Source organism: Streptococcus sp. 959 (assembly GCF_013277075.1).
Taxonomy (GTDB): Bacteria; Bacillota; Bacilli; order Lactobacillales; family Streptococcaceae; genus Streptococcus; species Streptococcus pseudopneumoniae_C.
Genome location: NZ_VMMF01000010.1, coordinates 45,782 through 61,071 on the forward strand (window position 1 = coordinate 45,782; position 15,290 = coordinate 61,071).

Annotated in this window: 26 protein-coding genes; all 26 read right to left on the minus strand. The window is 41.6% G+C overall.

Annotated elements, in window-relative coordinates; all coding sequences use genetic code 11:
* Positions 1–85 precede the first annotated feature (85 nt).
* On the minus strand, positions 86–268 hold the full coding sequence (rpmD, locus tag HT717_RS03325) for a 50S ribosomal protein L30 (RefSeq protein WP_000057241.1): 183 nt from the start codon (positions 266–268) through the stop codon (positions 86–88).
* A gap of 13 nt (positions 269–281) precedes the next feature.
* Positions 282–776 carry a 30S ribosomal protein S5 gene (gene rpsE, locus HT717_RS03330; protein ID WP_000874202.1) on the minus strand — a complete coding sequence of 165 codons (495 nt, stop codon included), beginning with the start codon at positions 774–776 and terminating at the stop codon, positions 282–284.
* 17 nt (positions 777–793) lie between these two features.
* Positions 794–1,150: a 50S ribosomal protein L18 gene (gene rplR / locus HT717_RS03335; protein WP_000624044.1), complete on the minus strand. Its 357-nt coding sequence runs from the start codon at positions 1,148–1,150 to the stop codon at positions 794–796.
* Positions 1,151–1,233: 83 nt separating this feature from the next.
* Positions 1,234–1,770: a 50S ribosomal protein L6 gene (gene rplF / locus HT717_RS03340; protein WP_033684406.1), complete on the minus strand. Its 537-nt coding sequence runs from the start codon at positions 1,768–1,770 to the stop codon at positions 1,234–1,236.
* Positions 1,771–1,957: 187 nt separating this feature from the next.
* Positions 1,958–2,356 carry a 30S ribosomal protein S8 gene (gene rpsH, locus HT717_RS03345; protein ID WP_000245504.1) on the minus strand — a complete coding sequence of 133 codons (399 nt, stop codon included), beginning with the start codon at positions 2,354–2,356 and terminating at the stop codon, positions 1,958–1,960.
* A 180-nt stretch (positions 2,357–2,536) separates the two neighbouring features.
* Complete coding sequence (locus HT717_RS03350) at positions 2,537–2,722, minus strand: type Z 30S ribosomal protein S14 (protein WP_001085697.1); 186 nt, start codon at positions 2,720–2,722, stop codon at positions 2,537–2,539.
* Positions 2,723–2,739: 17 nt separating this feature from the next.
* Positions 2,740–3,282: a 50S ribosomal protein L5 gene (rplE, locus tag HT717_RS03355; protein WP_000013542.1), complete on the minus strand. Its 543-nt coding sequence runs from the start codon at positions 3,280–3,282 to the stop codon at positions 2,740–2,742.
* A gap of 23 nt (positions 3,283–3,305) precedes the next feature.
* On the minus strand, positions 3,306–3,611 hold the full coding sequence (rplX, locus tag HT717_RS03360) for a 50S ribosomal protein L24 (RefSeq protein ID WP_000497691.1): 306 nt from the start codon (positions 3,609–3,611) through the stop codon (positions 3,306–3,308).
* 77 nt (positions 3,612–3,688) lie between these two features.
* On the minus strand, positions 3,689–4,057 hold the full coding sequence (gene rplN / locus HT717_RS03365) for a 50S ribosomal protein L14 (protein WP_000616545.1): 369 nt from the start codon (positions 4,055–4,057) through the stop codon (positions 3,689–3,691).
* 25 nt (positions 4,058–4,082) lie between these two features.
* Positions 4,083–4,343: a 30S ribosomal protein S17 gene (gene rpsQ, locus HT717_RS03370; protein ID WP_000440801.1), complete on the minus strand. Its 261-nt coding sequence runs from the start codon at positions 4,341–4,343 to the stop codon at positions 4,083–4,085.
* Positions 4,344–4,367: 24 nt separating this feature from the next.
* A complete protein-coding gene (gene rpmC / locus HT717_RS03375) occupies positions 4,368–4,574 on the minus strand; it encodes a 50S ribosomal protein L29 (RefSeq protein ID WP_000772918.1) in 207 nt (68 codons plus the stop codon).
* 9 nt (positions 4,575–4,583) lie between these two features.
* Entirely contained in the window at positions 4,584–4,997 is a 414-nt protein-coding gene (rplP, locus tag HT717_RS03380; protein WP_000960946.1) for a 50S ribosomal protein L16, read from the minus strand.
* A gap of 3 nt (positions 4,998–5,000) precedes the next feature.
* Positions 5,001–5,654: a 30S ribosomal protein S3 gene (rpsC, locus tag HT717_RS03385; protein WP_000529936.1), complete on the minus strand. Its 654-nt coding sequence runs from the start codon at positions 5,652–5,654 to the stop codon at positions 5,001–5,003.
* Between the two features lie 12 nt (positions 5,655–5,666).
* Positions 5,667–6,011, minus strand: coding sequence for a 50S ribosomal protein L22 (gene rplV / locus HT717_RS03390; protein WP_000818137.1), 345 nt, complete (start codon positions 6,009–6,011; stop codon positions 5,667–5,669).
* Between the two features lie 11 nt (positions 6,012–6,022).
* A complete protein-coding gene (rpsS, locus tag HT717_RS03395; protein WP_000533766.1) occupies positions 6,023–6,304 on the minus strand; it encodes a 30S ribosomal protein S19 in 282 nt (93 codons plus the stop codon).
* Positions 6,305–6,406: 102 nt separating this feature from the next.
* Entirely contained in the window at positions 6,407–7,240 is an 834-nt protein-coding gene (gene rplB / locus HT717_RS03400; RefSeq protein WP_000512911.1) for a 50S ribosomal protein L2, read from the minus strand.
* 17 nt (positions 7,241–7,257) lie between these two features.
* Positions 7,258–7,554 (minus strand): 50S ribosomal protein L23, encoded by a 297-nt coding sequence (locus HT717_RS03405; RefSeq protein ID WP_033678519.1) that lies wholly within the window; start codon positions 7,552–7,554, stop codon positions 7,258–7,260.
* Positions 7,554–8,177, minus strand: coding sequence for a 50S ribosomal protein L4 (rplD, locus tag HT717_RS03410; RefSeq protein ID WP_000024537.1), 624 nt, complete (start codon positions 8,175–8,177; stop codon positions 7,554–7,556). Before rplD ends, HT717_RS03405 begins: the two co-directional genes overlap by 1 nt.
* Before the next feature lie 24 nt (positions 8,178–8,201).
* Complete coding sequence (rplC, locus tag HT717_RS03415) at positions 8,202–8,828, minus strand: 50S ribosomal protein L3 (protein ID WP_049540594.1); 627 nt, start codon at positions 8,826–8,828, stop codon at positions 8,202–8,204.
* Between the two features lie 82 nt (positions 8,829–8,910).
* A complete protein-coding gene (rpsJ, locus tag HT717_RS03420; protein ID WP_001284513.1) occupies positions 8,911–9,219 on the minus strand; it encodes a 30S ribosomal protein S10 in 309 nt (102 codons plus the stop codon).
* A gap of 254 nt (positions 9,220–9,473) precedes the next feature.
* Complete coding sequence (locus tag HT717_RS03425; RefSeq protein ID WP_049540592.1) at positions 9,474–10,091, minus strand: phosphoribulokinase; 618 nt, start codon at positions 10,089–10,091, stop codon at positions 9,474–9,476.
* Positions 10,088–10,678 carry an anaerobic ribonucleoside-triphosphate reductase activating protein gene (gene nrdG / locus HT717_RS03430; RefSeq protein WP_173304393.1) on the minus strand — a complete coding sequence of 197 codons (591 nt, stop codon included), beginning with the start codon at positions 10,676–10,678 and terminating at the stop codon, positions 10,088–10,090. The genes HT717_RS03425 and nrdG overlap by 4 nt, the downstream gene beginning before the upstream one ends.
* Entirely contained in the window at positions 10,671–11,177 is a 507-nt protein-coding gene (locus HT717_RS03435) for a GNAT family N-acetyltransferase (RefSeq protein ID WP_049540587.1), read from the minus strand. The genes nrdG and HT717_RS03435 overlap by 8 nt, the downstream gene beginning before the upstream one ends.
* A 43-nt stretch (positions 11,178–11,220) precedes the next feature.
* Positions 11,221–11,361, minus strand: coding sequence for a hypothetical protein (locus tag HT717_RS03440; protein ID WP_049540586.1), 141 nt, complete (start codon positions 11,359–11,361; stop codon positions 11,221–11,223).
* Between the two features lie 11 nt (positions 11,362–11,372).
* Entirely contained in the window at positions 11,373–13,580 is a 2,208-nt protein-coding gene (nrdD, locus tag HT717_RS03445) for an anaerobic ribonucleoside-triphosphate reductase (RefSeq protein WP_173304395.1), read from the minus strand.
* A gap of 119 nt (positions 13,581–13,699) precedes the next feature.
* A complete protein-coding gene (locus tag HT717_RS03450) occupies positions 13,700–15,238 on the minus strand; it encodes a hypothetical protein (RefSeq protein ID WP_049540583.1) in 1,539 nt (512 codons plus the stop codon).
* Positions 15,239–15,290 lie beyond the last annotated feature (52 nt).

The following is a 15,290-nucleotide window of genomic DNA, read 5'->3' on the forward strand; positions in this document are numbered from 1 at the left end:
CCTATCAACTCGCCTATACGACATCATCATAGATGACTATATCTAGTTTTAGGGGATGGTATACTGCACATCCCCTAAAGATTCATTAGTTTACTTCTTCAACTGTTACCAAGTGAGATACTGCTGTGATCATACCACGGATAGCAGCGTTGTCTTCTTTAATAACAGAGCTGTTCAATTTGCCAAGTCCAAGTGCTACAACAGTTTTACGTTGTGATGGAATGCGTCCGATTGGAGACTTAGTCAAAGTAATTTTAATTTGAGCCATTTTATCCCCTTTCTTATGCCAAATCAGAAACTGAAATACCACGAAGGGCAGCAACTTCTTCAGCGCGTTTCAATTGTTTCAAACCTTCAACAGTTGCACGAACAATGTTGATTGGAGTGTTAGAACCAAGTGATTTAGATGTAATATCTGCCACACCTGCCAATTCCACAACGGCACGAACTGCACCACCAGCGGCAACTCCAGAACCTTCTACAGCAGGTTTCAACAATACTTTAGCTCCACCGAATTCTGAAAGAACTTCGTGTGGGATTGTTGTTCCAACCATAGGAACTTCGATCAAGTTTTTCTTAGCATCGTCTACTGCTTTACGGATTGCTTCTGGAACTTCTTGAGCTTTACCAGTACCAAATCCTACGCGACCGTTGTGGTCACCAACAACAACAAGAGCTGCGAAACGAAGACGACGTCCACCTTTAACAACTTTTGTAACACGGTTGACAGCAACTACGCGTTCTTCTAATTCAACTGCATTGTCTTTAAATGCCATTTTCTAGTGTCCTCCTATTAGAATTTCAATCCGTTTTCACGAGCTGCATCAGCCAAAGCTTTCACACGTCCGTGATATAGATATCCACCGCGGTCGAACACCACTTCTGAAATACCTTTAGCGTTTGCACGTTCTGCAACGAGTTTACCGACAGCAACGGCTTGTTCAGTTTTAGTTCCTTTTGAAACTTCTTTGTCAAGAGTTGAAGCACTTGCGAGCGTTACACCCGCTACGTCATCAATCACTTGAGCGTAGATGCCTGTATTAGAACGGAATACGTTCAAACGTGGGCGATCAGCAGTTCCAGAGAGTTTTCCGCGAACGCGACGGTGGCGTTTTTGGCGGAGTTTGTTTTTATCTGGTTTTGAAATCACAGTTTTCACCTCTTTAGTTTTAAATCGTGTGCTATGCACAAAGTTGGAAAATAGGTTGGTGGTTGATAATCAACCACTCAACATTATTTACCTGTTTTACCTTCTTTACGGCGAACAAATTCACCAACGTAACGGATACCTTTACCTTTATATGGCTCTGGTGAACGAAGGCTACGTACGTAAGCAGCTGTTTGACCAACTACTTCTTTTGAAATTCCGCTAACAACAATTGTTGTTGGGTTTGGAAGTTCAAAAGTAATTCCTTCTGGAGCTTCAACTTCGTCTGGATGAGATTTACCAACAGCCAAAACAAGTTTAGTTCCTTGAAGTTGTGCACGGTAACCAACCCCGCGCATTTCAAGTTCTTTCTTGAATCCTTCTGATACACCAACAACCATGTTGTTCAAAAGGGCACGAGTAGTTCCGTGGATAGTTTTCATTTCTTTTGAATCGTTTGGACGGTGAAGAGTTACTTCAGTACCTTCCACACGGATTTCAATATCTTTTGAGAACTCACGAGTAAGTTCTCCTTTAGGTCCTTTTACAGTTACAACGTTGTCATTGTTAGTGAGTTCAACACCAGCAGGCAACACGATAACTTTATTACCAATACGTGACATGTTTAATTTCTCCTGTTAAATTGTCAGGCCAGATCGGCCAGTTTTCACGGGGTTAAATCGATTTCTCGATTTGAAGGAACATTTAGGTTTCAATTTCAAAGTGAATCTAGACATCGTCTCGCAGGCATAACTTTGGGTTAGGCAAGAGACGATAACGAAGAGTCACAAAGAAATTGGGAGCTAAATATTACCAAACGTAAGCGATAACCTCACCACCAACATTCTTTTGGCGTGCTTCTTTATCAGTAAGCAAACCTTCAGAAGTTGAAAGGATAGCAATTCCAAGTCCGTTAAGAACTTTTGGAAGATCTTCACGTTTTTTGTAGACACGAAGTCCTGGTTTAGAAACACGTTTCAAGTTAGTGATAACTTTTTCACCGTTTGGTCCGTATTTAAGGAATACACGGATGATGCCTTGTTTGTCATCTTCGATGATTTCAACGTTTTTTACAAAACCTTCGCGTTTAAGGATTTCAGCAATCCCTTTTTTGATGTTTGATGCAGGTACTTCAAGTACTTCGTGTTTAGCTTGGTTAGCGTTACGAATACGAGTTAGGAAGTCTGCGATTGGGTCAGTCATAACCATTTTGTTTTTCTCCTCTTACTAGTAGTTTGCAAGTTGCACTTGCTAGTTAATGATTGAGCTAGGCTCAGAATATGTTTCTAGGTTTCAATTCCTAAGTGATTCTAGGCATCTGCTTGCAGGCATAACTTGAGTTAGGCAAAAGCAGATAACGACGAATCACGACGGGATTGAAAGCTAGAATTACCAAGATGCTTTGGTAACGCCTGGGATTTGTCCTTTGTAAGCTAATTCACGGAAGCAAACACGGCAAAGTTTAAATTTGCGGTAAACTGAATGTGGACGACCACATTTTTCACAACGAGTATAAGCTTGAGTAGAGAACTTCGCTGGACGTTTGTTCTTAGCAATCATTGATTTTTTAGCCATTAGATTTACCTCCTATATTATTTTGCAAAAGGCATTCCAAGGCCTGTAAGCAATGCACGTGACTCTTCGTCAGTGTTAGCAGTTGTTACGATAACGATGTCAAGACCACGAGTTTTGTCAACGTCATCGAAGTTGATTTCTGGGAAAATCAATTGTTCTTTCACACCAAGTGTGTAGTTTCCGCGTCCATCAAATGATTTTGTTGGAACACCGTGGAAGTCACGTACACGTGGAAGTGAAACTGAAACCAATTTATCCAAGAATTCGTACATACGTTCACCACGAAGGGTAACTTTTGCACCGATCGCAACACCTTCACGAAGACGGAAGCCGGCGATTGATTTTTTAGCTTTAGTGATAAGTGGTTTTTGACCTGAGATAAGTGCCAATTCTTCAGCAGCTTTTTCAAGACTTTTAGCGTTTGATACAGCTTCACCAACACCCATGTTCAAAACGATCTTATCTACTTTAGGCACAGCCATCACTGATGAGTAGTTGAATTGTTCTGTCAAAGCAGGAACTACTTCATTAAGATATTTTTCTTTTAAACGATTTGCCATTATACTTCTCCTTTCCTTCGTGATTAATCAAGCACTTCGCCTGATTTTTTGTTGTAGCGAACTTTTTTACCGTCTACAAATTTGTAACCAACACGACCAGCTACACCATTTTTATCCAATACTTGAACGTTTGATACGTGGATAGCTGCTTCTTTCTCGATGATACCACCTTGAGGAAGTTCGTTAGTTGGACGTTGGTGTTTCTTAACGATGTTAACACCTTCAACGATAACTTTGTTTACTTTTGGAAGGGCAGTAAGGACAACAGCTTCTGTTCCCTTATCTTTACCAGCGATTACGCGAACTTTGTCGCCTTTTTTTACAAACATTAGGTTTCTCCTTGATTTTTCTTACGCCCATAAGGGCACCCTAGCTTAAAGCTAGGGGACTAGTTTGTTTCTAAAAATTAAAGTACTTCTGGAGCAAGTGACACGATCTTCATGAAGCCACCTTCACGCAATTCACGTGCAACTGGGCCAAAGATACGTGTTCCGCGAGGAGTTTTGTCTTCACGGATGATAACTGCTGCGTTTTCGTCAAATTTGATGTATGAACCATCAGCACGACGAGCACCTGATTTAGTACGAACGATAACTGCTTTAACAACGTCACCTTTTTTAACCGCACCACCAGGAGTAGCTTGTTTTACAGATGCCACGATAACATCACCGATGTTTGCAAATTTACGTCCTGAACCACCAAGAACTTTGATAGTCAAGATTTCGCGAGCACCGCTGTTGTCTGCGACTTTCAAACGAGTTTCTGTTTGAATCATTTCAGTTTTCTCCTTTCAGGTTTGATTAGATGATGACCGCTTCTTCAACAACTTCTACAAGACGGAAACGTTTTGTAGCTGAAAGCGGACGAGTTTCCATGATACGTACGATATCGCCTTCTTTGGCAACATTGTTTTCATCATGAGCTTTGTATTTTTTAGAGTAGTTAATACGTTTACCATAGACTGGGTGGTTACGTTTTGTTTCAACTACAACTGTGATTGTCTTGTCCATTTTGTCAGATACAACACGTCCAACAAGAACTTTACGATTATTGCGTTCCATTGAAATTTCTCCTTCCCTAGTCTATTATTTCGCTTCAGATTGAACTGTTTTAATACGAGCAATTTGTTTTTTAACTTCTTTCAAGCGAGCTGTTTGTTCCAATTGACCAGTAGCAGCTTGGAAACGAAGTTCAAACAATTCTTTTTTCAATTCGTTTTCGCGCTTCGCGAGTTCTTCTTGAGAAAGACCACGAAGTTCTTTAACAAATTCTTTTACTTCATTAAGTTTCATGCCTTCTCCTTATTCTGCTTCACGTTTTACGAATTTACATTTAACTGGCAATTTGTGGCTTGCAAGACGAAGCGCTTCGCGTGCGATCTCTTCAGATACACCAGCGATTTCGAACATCACTTTACCACGTTTAACTGGTGCTACCCAACCTTCAGGTGCCCCTTTACCAGATCCCATACGCACACCGATAGCTTTAGCAGTGTATGATTTGTGTGGGAAGATTTTAATCCAAACTTTACCACCACGTTTCATATAACGAGTCATGGCGATACGAGCAGCTTCGATTTGGCGGTTAGTGATCCAGTGGCTAGTTGTAGCTTGAAGACCGTATTCACCGAATGCTACTTCTTTTCCACCTTTTGCTTCACCGCGCATTTTTCCACGGAATTCACGACGGTGTTTAACACGTTTAGGTACTAACATTGGTTATTTACCTCCTTTAGTGTTTTTGCGAGCTGGAAGAACTTCACCACGGTAGATCCATACTTTAACACCAAGTTTACCGTATGTAGTATCTGCTTCTTCCCAAGCGTAATCGATATCTGCACGAAGTGTGTGAAGTGGAACAGTTCCTTCAGAGTATCCTTCAGCACGGGCGATATCTGCACCGTTCAAACGACCTGATACTTGAGTTTTGATTCCTTTAGCTCCAGCACGCATTGCACGTTGGATTGCTTGTTTTTGTGCACGACGGAAAGCAACACGTTGCTCCAATTGACGAGCAATTCCTTCACCTACAAGGTGAGCATCCAAATCAGGTTGTTTGATTTCGATGATGTTGATGTGTACTTGTTTTCCAGTCAATTTGTTAAGTTTTGCACGAAGTGCATCAACGTTAGCACCACCTTTACCGATAACCATACCTGGTTTAGCAGTGTGAAGTGAAACGTTAACTTTGTTTACTGCGCGTTCGATTTCGATAGTTGAAACTGCTGCGTCAGCAAGTTCTTTTTGAACGAATTTACGGATTGCAAGATCTTCATGAAGGTAATCCGCGTATTCTTTTTCAGCATACCATTTGGCATCCCAATCACGGATGATGCCGACACGCATACCAATTGGATGTACTTTTTGACCCACGATTTTACCTCCTTATTTTTCTGCAACAGCTACAGTGATGTGAGCTGTACGTTTGTTGATTGGTGAAGCTGAACCTTTCGCACGTGGACGGAAACGTTTCATAGTTGGTCCTTCGTTTGCGAATGCTTCAGATACTACCAAGTTAGCTTTATCCAAACCAAAGTTGTTTTCAGCGTTAGCTACAGCTGAGTTCAAAACTTTCAAGATGATTTCAGCAGCTTTGTTTGGAGTGAATGTCAAGATTGCGATTGCATCGGCTACGCTTTTACCACGGATGTTATCAAGAACAAGACGTGATTTACGAGGTGAAACACGTACTGTACGAGCCATTGCTTTAGCTGAAGTAATTTCTGCCATTTATGTTCTCCTTATTTTCTACGTGTTTTCTTGTCGTCTGCAGCGTGACCTTTGTAAGTACGAGTTGGTGCAAATTCACCAAGTTTGTGACCTACCATGTCTTCTTGGATGTAAACAGGTACGTGTTTACGTCCGTCATAAACTGCAATAGTGTAACCAATGAAACTTGGGAAGATCGTTGAACGACGTGACCAAGTTTTAATAACTTTTTTCTTTTCGTCGTTAGCTTGAGCTTCAACTTTTTTCATCAAATGCTCATCGACGAAAGGTCCTTTTTTAAGACTGCGTCCCATTTTTATATTTCTCCTTTAAATGTTGTACCACAGCGGCTTGCGCTCACATGGAGCGCTACCGAGCTGGCGGATTTACTAGTGGCTTAAGCGACTAGTTTAATATTATTTCTCGTTGCGACGACGAACGATAAGTTTGTCAGATTTCGCTTTCTTGTTACGAGTTTTAAGACCAAGAGCAGGTTTGCCCCATGGAGTAGATGGTGCTTTACGACCAACTGGTGCTTTACCTTCACCACCACCGTGTGGGTGATCGTTAGGGTTCATTACAGAACCACGAACTGTTGGGCGGATACCTTTCCAACGGCTACGTCCTGCTTTACCAAGGTTTACAAGTCCATGTTGTTCGTTTCCGACAACACCAACTGTAGCACGGCAAGTTCCAAGAATCATACGAACTTCACCTGATTGAAGACGAACAAGAACGTATTTACCTTCAGAACCCAATACTTGAGCAGATGCTCCAGCAGCACGTACCAATTCACCACCACGACCTGGTTTCAACTCGATGTTGTGGATCAAAGTACCAACTGGGATGTTAGCAAGTGGAAGAGCGTTTCCGACTTTGATATCTGCTTCTGGACCTGAAACGATACGTTGACCTACTTCAAGACCTTTTGGAGCGATGATGTATGCTTTCACACCGTCAGTATAGTGTACAAGAGCGATGTTTGCAGAACGGTTTGGATCGTACTCGATTGTTTTAACAACTGCTTCAACGTTGTCTTTATTACGTTTGAAGTCAACCAAACGGTAGAAACGTTTGTGTCCACCACCTTGGTGACGAACAGTGATACGACCGTTGTTGTTACGACCAGCCTTGCTCTTCAATGCAACAAGCAATGATTTTTCAGGAGTGCTTGTTGTGATTTCAGCGAAATCCAAAGAAGTCATATTACGGCGACCGTTTGTTGTTGGTTTATAAACACGAATTCCCACGATATTTCCTCCTTAGATTATTCAGCTTCAGCAACAAACAACTCGATTGCTTTTGAATCAGCTGTAAGTGTGATGATAGCTTTTTTAGTTTTGTTAGTAAAACCAGTGTAACGTCCAACACGTTTAGCTTTAGGTTTTACGTTGATTGTGTTAACGTTGGCAACTTTAACACCTTCGAAAGCAGCTTCAACAGCTTGCTTGATCAAAAGTTTGTGTGCACGAGTGTCAACTTCAAATACATATTTCCCTGCTTCAAGTTGAGCCATTGAGCTTTCAGTGATGACAGGTTTTTTGATAACATCATACAAATTCATTATGCAAGAACCTCCTCGATTTTAGAGATAGCTGCTTGTGTGACAAGAAGTTTGTCGCTATTTGCGATGTCAAGAACACTTGCAGTTGTAGCAGTTGCAACTTTCACGTTTGGAAGGTTACGAGCTGAAAGAGCTGCGAATTCATTTCCTTCTTCAAGGATAACAAGAACTTTAGAATCGATGCTCAATGCTGCAAGAACTTTTGCAAATTCAGCAGTTTTTGGAGCTGTAAATGAAAGAGCGTCTACAGCTACGAATTTGTTTTCAGCAACTTTTTCAGAGTAAACTGATTTAAGAGCTAGGCGACGAACTTTTTGTGGAAGTTTGTAGCCGTATGAACGTGGAGTTGGTCCGAAGACAACACCACCACCACGCCATTGTGGTGAGCGGATAGAACCTTGACGAGCACGTCCAGTTCCTTTTTGACGCCATGGTTTGCGTCCACCACCTGATACTGCAGAGCGGTTTTTAACAGCGTGTGTTCCTTGACGAAGGCTTGCGCGTTGGCTGATGATCACATCAAACACAACTGATTCATTTGGTTCAATACCAAATACTGCATCGTTAAGAACAACTTGGCCAGCTTCTTTACCAGTTTGGTCAAATAATGTTACGTTTGCCATTGTGACTGATTTCCCCTTTCTTTATTATTTACCAGCTTTAACTGCTGATTTGATAGTGATAAGAGATTTCTTAGCACCTGGTACGTTACCTTTGATAAGGATAACGTTCTTTTCTGGAACAACTTGTACAACTTCAAGGTTTTGAATTGTTACACGGTCGCCACCCATACGTCCTGCAAGGTTTTTACCTTTGAATACGCGGTTAGGTGCAACAGGTCCCATTGAACCTGGACGACGGTGGTAACGAGAACCGTGAGCCATTGGTCCACGTGATTGTCCGTGGCGTTTGATAACACCTTGGAAACCTTTACCTTTAGAAGTACCAGTTACGTCAACAACGTCTCCAGCTGCGAATATTTCAACTGTAATTTCAGCACCAACTTCCAAGCCTTCAACGTTTTTGAATTCACGAATGAAGCGCTTAGGAGCCGTGTTAGCTTTCGCTACATGTCCTTTAGCAGGTTTGTTGCTCAATACTTCGCGTTTGTCATCGAAACCAACTTGGATAGCGTTGTATCCGTCTGTTTCAACAGTTTTAACTTGAAGAACAACGTTTGGAGTTGCTTCAATAACTGTTACAGGGATCAATTCGCCAGCTTCAGTGAAGATTTGAGTCATTCCCACTTTTTTCCCTAAGATTCCTTTTGTCATGAGAAAATAGTTCCTTTTCTATATTTTTTGTTCAAAAAGTTTTTAACGAGCGTTTTTTATGCTCAAGGTATCAAGCTTTAGATTAAAGTTTGATTTCTACGTTTACACCACTTGGAAGATCCAATTTCATCAAAGCATCAACTGTTTTTTGAGTTGGGTTAACGATATCGATCAAACGTTTGTGTGTACGCATTTCAAATTGTTCGCGAGAGTCTTTATATTTGTGAGTCGCACGAATAATTGTGTATAGGCTACGTTCAGTTGGAAGTGGGATTGGACCCGCAACTTGTGCACCTGTACGAGTAGCTGATTCTACGATTTTTGCAGCCGCTGTGTCAAGCGTACGGTGTTCGTAAGCTTTCAAACGGATACGGATTTTTTTGTTTGCCATCTTTTTCTCCTTTTCGTCTATTTAAGATAATAGGCTAGCTCCACAAGAAAACCGACGCGGTGTTGCGTGGCAATGCAACCGAGCGTGTCGCAACCTCTTGCATCAAAGCTAAAGCTGTAATTTACAGCACCATAATAGAATAACACAAAGCCCCTACGATTGCAAGGGATTTGTTGCTGTTTTTTCGTTTTTTTACAATGAAACTGTTTTCCTATTTTTTCTTTTTAAAATTAGGGATTTTCTTCTATGATAAGTTAAGTCCTCTTGACATCAAATTTATCTTCTGATTGATCCACTAGAATGTCCGCCCTTGACTCAGTTTCTTTATAATATCGCAGATACTGCTCCCGTCTCATCTGATGAGTAGCCAATATAACGGATGCATCGCGATTTCTCACAGTCGTATCTCGAGCTAGGCGCCGCTTTAATTCGGTCTCTTCATCCGTGTAGAAACAGATTGTTCTGTCAAATAGTTCTTTAGGAAGAAAACCAACAGACATCCCTTCGACAATCAGAACCGGTTTCGTTCCAGACAAGACCTCACTAGCCTTCCAAGGCTCTTCAATTGTCAAGACATCCATACCTGCCTGCAATGCGTGAATATCTCTCTGCAAACTTGCCAGTTCATGAGCCACAGGTAAACAAGCGGTCACTTTTTGGTCTGGAGTCTCCTTTGGCACCACTAAATGACGATTTGAAGCAATGTAAGGATCGGTTTCCAATAAGTTTACCTTTGCAGAATCTAGGATTTGGTACAATTCCTGTGCAAAGGTTGATTTACCCGAAGCCCCATGACCGTATATACCTAGTGTCCTGACTTTTCCCGTTTCTATTTCTGAGACAAGCTGGTCTATTAAGTCTTTTCTCTTCATTCTCTCCTCACCTGTTCATAGCTTTCTTTTCCGTCATTAAGCTTGTCCCAAATCACTACTTGCCCACTTTTGAGGGATTTTTGCACATCGATAATTCGTTGATTGGACGAACCTCGAAACTGGAGCATGTGATTTCTCTTAGTTCGATCATACCGTCCATCGACAAGAATGTCAATCAGTGATAAAAGTTCCAATTTATCTGGGGTCTCCAGCATCATTTCTTCCCAAGTGTAGCCCGTCCAGGACCAGATGTCTTTGTCTGGCAATTCCTTTCGGATGCGTTTAACGAGCGTCAAGAGAATGCCCGTATTGAGAAAGGGCTCCCCTCCCAGCAAGGTCAAACCTTGAACATAGGGCTGAGCAAGATCTGCCATGATTTGTTCTTCTAGCTCTGCTGTATAGGGAATGCCAGCATTAAAAGACCAAGTGGCAACATTATAGCACCCCTCGCAGTGAAACATACAACCCGATACATAGAGAGAGTTGCGCACTCCTTCTCCATCTACAAAATTAAAGGCCTTGTAGTCAATGATACGCCCTTGACTGAGTTCCTCGCTTTTCCATTCTTGTGGTTTTGGATTATTCATTCGCTACCTCTATCCAATAACGCTCGACTCTATTACGAACATCCTCAATGAGACCTCCATTTGCTAGAATGACTGCTCTGCTAGCAGGATTATTCACACTACAGGTCACCAGAGCCTTCTTGATGTTCTTTTCCTTAGCAACTTTCAGGCCTTGTCTGAGGGCTTTTTTGGCATAACCTTTACCTCTTTCAGAAGGGCGGATGGAGTAGCCGATGTGTCCACCTACTTCTAGCAAATAGTCACTGAGGCGCAATCGGAGATTAAGAAATCCAAGTGCTTGACCTTTCTCGGAAAAAGCTACTAGCTGAATTGCTGGAACCCATCCTTCAGGCAGATTAATCCCCATTTCCTGATTCTGATTGTTTTCTAACCAGTCTTCATAAGAAAAATTCTCTGTATCCCAAAAACCACCGTCGTGAGGCGACTGATATTTTTCAAATTCCTCCATCATGTCTATAACAGCTGTCTTATCTGCTAATCTTGGTCTGCGTAGTTCCATCCTTACCTCCTACTAAGAGAAAAGCGAGAGCTAACTCTCACTTTTATTTTTTCTTATTCTTGTTTAAAAATTGTTCTCTGAGGCTGAGTAAACGTTCTTTTTTACCAGCTCCACCTTTAGAGTGTTTCTCGTGATAACGGGCCACTTGTGCGCGCCCCTTATCGTCTAATTGATATTTTCCCATTTCATTTCTTTCTAATTTGTTACTTGATGCCCAGCTATTTTAATCGTTGAGCCATTCATGTGTTTGACACGCGCAGCTATTTCCTTGTGACGACCGTTGACCATAGGTCTCGCTTGAGGATTACCTAAGTAGCCACAAGTTCGTTTGACCACATCTACAGTTTTAGGATCACTATTGCCACAGTTTGGACAAGCAAATCCTCTTTCAGTTGGTTCAAAATCCCCCTCAAAGTCACACTTGTAGCAATGGTCAATCGGAGTATTGGTCCCTAGATAGCCCACGCGGTCATAGGCATAGTCCCAGACAGCTTCCAAGGCTTTTGGATTTTGCTGGAGGACTGGATACTCACAATAATGGATGAAACCACCTGACGCACCTGCTTCTGGATAGACTTTCTCAAAGTCTAATTTTTCAAACGGGGTTGGATTTTTACGAACATCATAATGGAAAGAATTGGTGTAGTATTCCTTGTCTGTGATATCAGGAATAGAGCCAAACTTCTCTGTATCTAGTCGGCAGAAACGGTCTGTCAGACTTTCAGATGGTGTTGAATAAATTGAGAAATGGTAACCATATTGATCCGACCACTCTTCTACACGGCGTTTCATATCACGAATGATATCCAGCGTGAATTCCTTGGCGTCTGGATTGTGTTCCCAGCTATTTCCAAAGAAGACAGTTGCCACTTCGTATAAACCGATGTAGCCCAGCGAAACGGTTGCGCGACGATTCTTAAAGAGCTGGTCAACACTTTCTTCTTTACCCAGACGATGGCCAAAAGCACCGTACTGATAAAGGATAGGAGCATTTGCTGGTGTCGCCTCTTTAGTACGTTCGACACGATAAACCAGAGCATCTTCTGCGATATTCATACGCTCGTTGAAGATTTCCCAGAACTTATTCATGTCTCCTTCAGACTCAAGAGCAATACGAGGTAGGTTAACTGTCACAACACCTAGGTTCATACGACCTGAATTGACTTCTACACCATTTTCATCCTTCCATCCTTGGAGGAAAGAACGACAACCCATAGGAACCTTGAAAGAACCTGTCAAGTCAACAATCTTATCATAGGACAAAACATCTGGGTACATCCGCTTGGTTGCACACTCGAGAGCCAACTGTTTGATGTCATAGTTTGGAGTCCCTTCTTCCAAGTTAAGGTCTCTTTTCAGAGTAAAAATCAGTTTAGGGAAGATAGCCGTACGATGTTCTGAACCAAGACCCTTGATACGAATGTTCAAGATAGCTTTTTGAATTTCCCGCTCAAAACGATTGGTTCCCAGGCCAAAACCTAGCGAAGTGAAAGGTGTTTGCCCATTTGAAGTGAAGAGGGTGTTGATTTCATACTCAAGAGATTGCATGGCATCATAGATGTCTTTTTGCGTTTTCTTCCAGGCATAATCTTCCGGCTTTTCAGGCAAGACCCATTCTTCTGCATCCTTGAGATGTTTTTGGTAATTCTTCTCTGCATAAGGCGCCAAAACTTCATCAATACGGTCAGCTGAACAGCCACCGTACTGGCTAGAAGCAACATTGGCGATAATTTGGGAAATCTGAGCTGTCGCAGTCTGGATAGACTTGGGACTTTCTACCTCTGCATTTCCAATCTTAAAACCATTTTCCAACATACCCTTGAAATCAATCAAACAGCAGTTGGTCATAGGTGTATAGGGACTGTAGTCCAAATCATGATAGTGGATATCCCCCTTTTGGTGGGCATTGGCTACGTGCTTAGGAAGCATTTGCAGTCCGATTGATTTCCCAACAATCCCTGCTGTCAAATCACGCTGGGTATTAAAGACATCGCTGTCTTTATTAGCATTTTCATTGACAACTGCCTGGTCTTTGTTGAGAAGCTTATGGATACTAAAGTTGATATCCGTCGCTTTTGAGCGCTCAAAATCCCTCTGTGTCCGATAAGTAATATACTCCTCAGCTAGGGCATATTCTTTTGCTTCAAGGAGTTCATGTTCTACGATATTTTGAATTTCGTAAATCTTAACCCCCTGTGGAAAGCGACTATGAATTTCTGTGACAATTCGCTCGGTCAGAGCATTGAGGCGCTTTTCAACCAAGGGTGTCACATCCATAACCTTGTCAGCCGCCTTGTGGAGAGCTTTGTCAATCTTGTCCACATCAAATACAACACGTCTCCCATCTCGTTTCTCGACGAAGAGAGTTGGCAAAATTGTAATTTTTTCTTCTAGTGCAATCATATGCATGCTCTTTTCTAAAATGTTCTTTCTAAAAAGTATTATACCACTCTAAAAAGAAAAATCAATATCTTGTGTTAAAAATCCTAAAATTTTTAAAAATACACAAGATATTGATTTAGTTATTTGATTTTATAGACTTTGAATTCTGAGTAATCAGTCTTTACTAGTTGGTAATTTTCTTTCAAGATTGTTTCCACTTCAGACCAGACTGCTACCTTATCATTCACCACAATCACCTTGGGTTGTTTTTCTTTCAAGTCATTGAGTAGCTTATTCCGGTTTTCCTCAGTTGCTGTATAGTGCATCGGGGACAAAATAGCCGATGGCGACAAGCGCTCACTCTTACGATAAAGAGTTGCAGTATCATCCCATGCATAGATAGCATCTTCCGTACTTGTCTCCTCTTTCACCAAATCAGCAAGACGCTCACGTTCTTGATAAGGTACTGGATAAAGGACAAACCTCATCAAAAAAGGAACAGCCAAAAGATATAACAAAGTTAAAATCGGTAAGTAAAGATTCCCCTTAGTATAGCGATGCCAGAGACTAACAGGCTCTTCTCTGCGTCTTCTTCTAACGCTACGACCACTCTGTTGCCCCTTGATATTGGATACTAAAAGCAGAAGAAAGACAGGGAAAATGAGCATCAAACGGGATGCATGTAGAGGATCCTGTGTAAAGAAAATCACTACCAAACCTAAAATTAGGAACAAACTCGCAGGCACTGAGATGACATATAGTTTAGAGGATTTAGATTGAAAGAGACCTAAAAAGACAAAAACCAAAACTCCCATGCCAAGAGCCAACAACCCATAAAACAAAACATTTTCTATCAATGCCGAAACAGAAACCAAACGAATGGAATGAATTGGATACAAAATTCCACTAATCGCATCCTCAAAACTTCCTGTTGCAACACTATAGTAGGCAGTTGGATAAAAGACCAGTGAGAAACCTAAAGCCACTGCAAGAAACTGATAAAATCCATGTGCAAAACGTCTATGCCCAAGGTTAAAGACCAACAAGCCTAAACTCACTACAGCAATAAACAGGAGCGAGGCCAAGGGAGCAAAGAAAAATCCTCCTGCCAAAGCTAACCCAATCCGTACAAATCCCTTATCATGGCTTGGATTACTTAGGTAAGCCGCAACTAAACTAAAGGCCGCGAATAAGAAAGGAAGCGCTAAAAGAGTCGCATATCCTCCACCAAAAGCAAGACCTGTAACCAGCATGTAAAAAATAGTCACCAGTTGTCCAGCTTGGTCTCCTTGCTCTGTCAAGGTATCCGCCGATTTAAAGAGGAAAAATCCTCCTGCTACCAAGGCTAACCACTCAAAAATGGCAAAGAAAAATCCGCCCTGAGTCACGTAAGTCAGCAAATAATAAAGCAAACCTTGACTTCCATAATAGTCGCTGTAAATCTTCCCTGTCTGATGAAGGGCCCAACCTGCATAAAAATCCTGCACTTCCTGTGCACTCATTAAATCGAGTAATAGCGGTACTCCTAGAGTTATCCCTGTTACAAGCGTACTCCATAGTAAGATTTTTACCAAAGGAAGACGACTTGATTCACGATGATGCGATTCTTGTTCGATTTGGTATTCTAGAGGTTCACTATTCTCCTGATGAACTTCTTCTACTCTACCATACACACTCATATCGTTTCTCCTATTCAATTTATCTGTCTTAGTATATCAAAAAGTCCTAGGA

What these genes read in the sequence shown, in the direction of transcription:
- rpmD (WP_000057241.1), bottom strand. Translation starts at nt 268, where the DNA reads ATGGCTCAAATTAAAATTACTTTGACTAAGTCTCCAATCGGACGCATT.
- rpsE (WP_000874202.1), bottom strand. Translation starts at nt 776, where the DNA reads ATGGCATTTAAAGACAATGCAGTTGAATTAGAAGAACGCGTAGTTGCT.
- rplF (WP_033684406.1), bottom strand. Translation starts at nt 1,770, where the DNA reads ATGTCACGTATTGGTAATAAAGTTATCGTGTTGCCTGCTGGTGTTGAA.
- rpsH (WP_000245504.1), bottom strand. Translation starts at nt 2,356, where the DNA reads ATGGTTATGACTGACCCAATCGCAGACTTCCTAACTCGTATTCGTAAC.
- HT717_RS03350 (WP_001085697.1), bottom strand. Translation starts at nt 2,722, where the DNA reads ATGGCTAAAAAATCAATGATTGCTAAGAACAAACGTCCAGCGAAGTTC.
- rplE (WP_000013542.1), bottom strand. Translation starts at nt 3,282, where the DNA reads ATGGCAAATCGTTTAAAAGAAAAATATCTTAATGAAGTAGTTCCTGCT.
- rplX (WP_000497691.1), bottom strand. Translation starts at nt 3,611, where the DNA reads ATGTTTGTAAAAAAAGGCGACAAAGTTCGCGTAATCGCTGGTAAAGAT.
- rplN (WP_000616545.1), bottom strand. Translation starts at nt 4,057, where the DNA reads ATGATTCAAACAGAAACTCGTTTGAAAGTCGCAGACAACAGCGGTGCT.
- rpsQ (WP_000440801.1), bottom strand. Translation starts at nt 4,343, where the DNA reads ATGGAACGCAATAATCGTAAAGTTCTTGTTGGACGTGTTGTATCTGAC.
- rpmC (WP_000772918.1), bottom strand. Translation starts at nt 4,574, where the DNA reads ATGAAACTTAATGAAGTAAAAGAATTTGTTAAAGAACTTCGTGGTCTT.
- rplP (WP_000960946.1), bottom strand. Translation starts at nt 4,997, where the DNA reads ATGTTAGTACCTAAACGTGTTAAACACCGTCGTGAATTCCGTGGAAAA.
- rplV (WP_000818137.1), bottom strand. Translation starts at nt 6,011, where the DNA reads ATGGCAGAAATTACTTCAGCTAAAGCAATGGCTCGTACAGTACGTGTT.
- rpsS (WP_000533766.1), bottom strand. Translation starts at nt 6,304, where the DNA reads ATGGGACGCAGTCTTAAAAAAGGACCTTTCGTCGATGAGCATTTGATG.
- HT717_RS03405 (WP_033678519.1), bottom strand. Translation starts at nt 7,554, where the DNA reads ATGAATTTGTATGATGTTATCAAAAAACCTGTCATCACTGAAAGCTCA.
- rplD (WP_000024537.1), bottom strand. Translation starts at nt 8,177, where the DNA reads ATGGCAAACGTAACATTATTTGACCAAACTGGTAAAGAAGCTGGCCAA.
- rplC (WP_049540594.1), bottom strand. Translation starts at nt 8,828, where the DNA reads ATGACAAAAGGAATCTTAGGGAAAAAAGTGGGAATGACTCAAATCTTC.
- rpsJ (WP_001284513.1), bottom strand. Translation starts at nt 9,219, where the DNA reads ATGGCAAACAAAAAAATCCGTATCCGTTTGAAAGCTTACGAACACCGT.
- HT717_RS03425 (WP_049540592.1), bottom strand. Translation starts at nt 10,091, where the DNA reads ATGAAGAGAAAAGACTTAATAGACCAGCTTGTCTCAGAAATAGAAACG.
- nrdG (WP_173304393.1), bottom strand. Translation starts at nt 10,678, where the DNA reads ATGAATAATCCAAAACCACAAGAATGGAAAAGCGAGGAACTCAGTCAA.
- HT717_RS03435 (WP_049540587.1), bottom strand. Translation starts at nt 11,177, where the DNA reads ATGGAACTACGCAGACCAAGATTAGCAGATAAGACAGCTGTTATAGAC.
- HT717_RS03440 (WP_049540586.1), bottom strand. Translation starts at nt 11,361, where the DNA reads ATGGGAAAATATCAATTAGACGATAAGGGGCGCGCACAAGTGGCCCGT.
- nrdD (WP_173304395.1), bottom strand. Translation starts at nt 13,580, where the DNA reads ATGATTGCACTAGAAGAAAAAATTACAATTTTGCCAACTCTCTTCGTC.
- HT717_RS03450 (WP_049540583.1), bottom strand. Translation starts at nt 15,238, where the DNA reads ATGAGTGTGTATGGTAGAGTAGAAGAAGTTCATCAGGAGAATAGTGAA.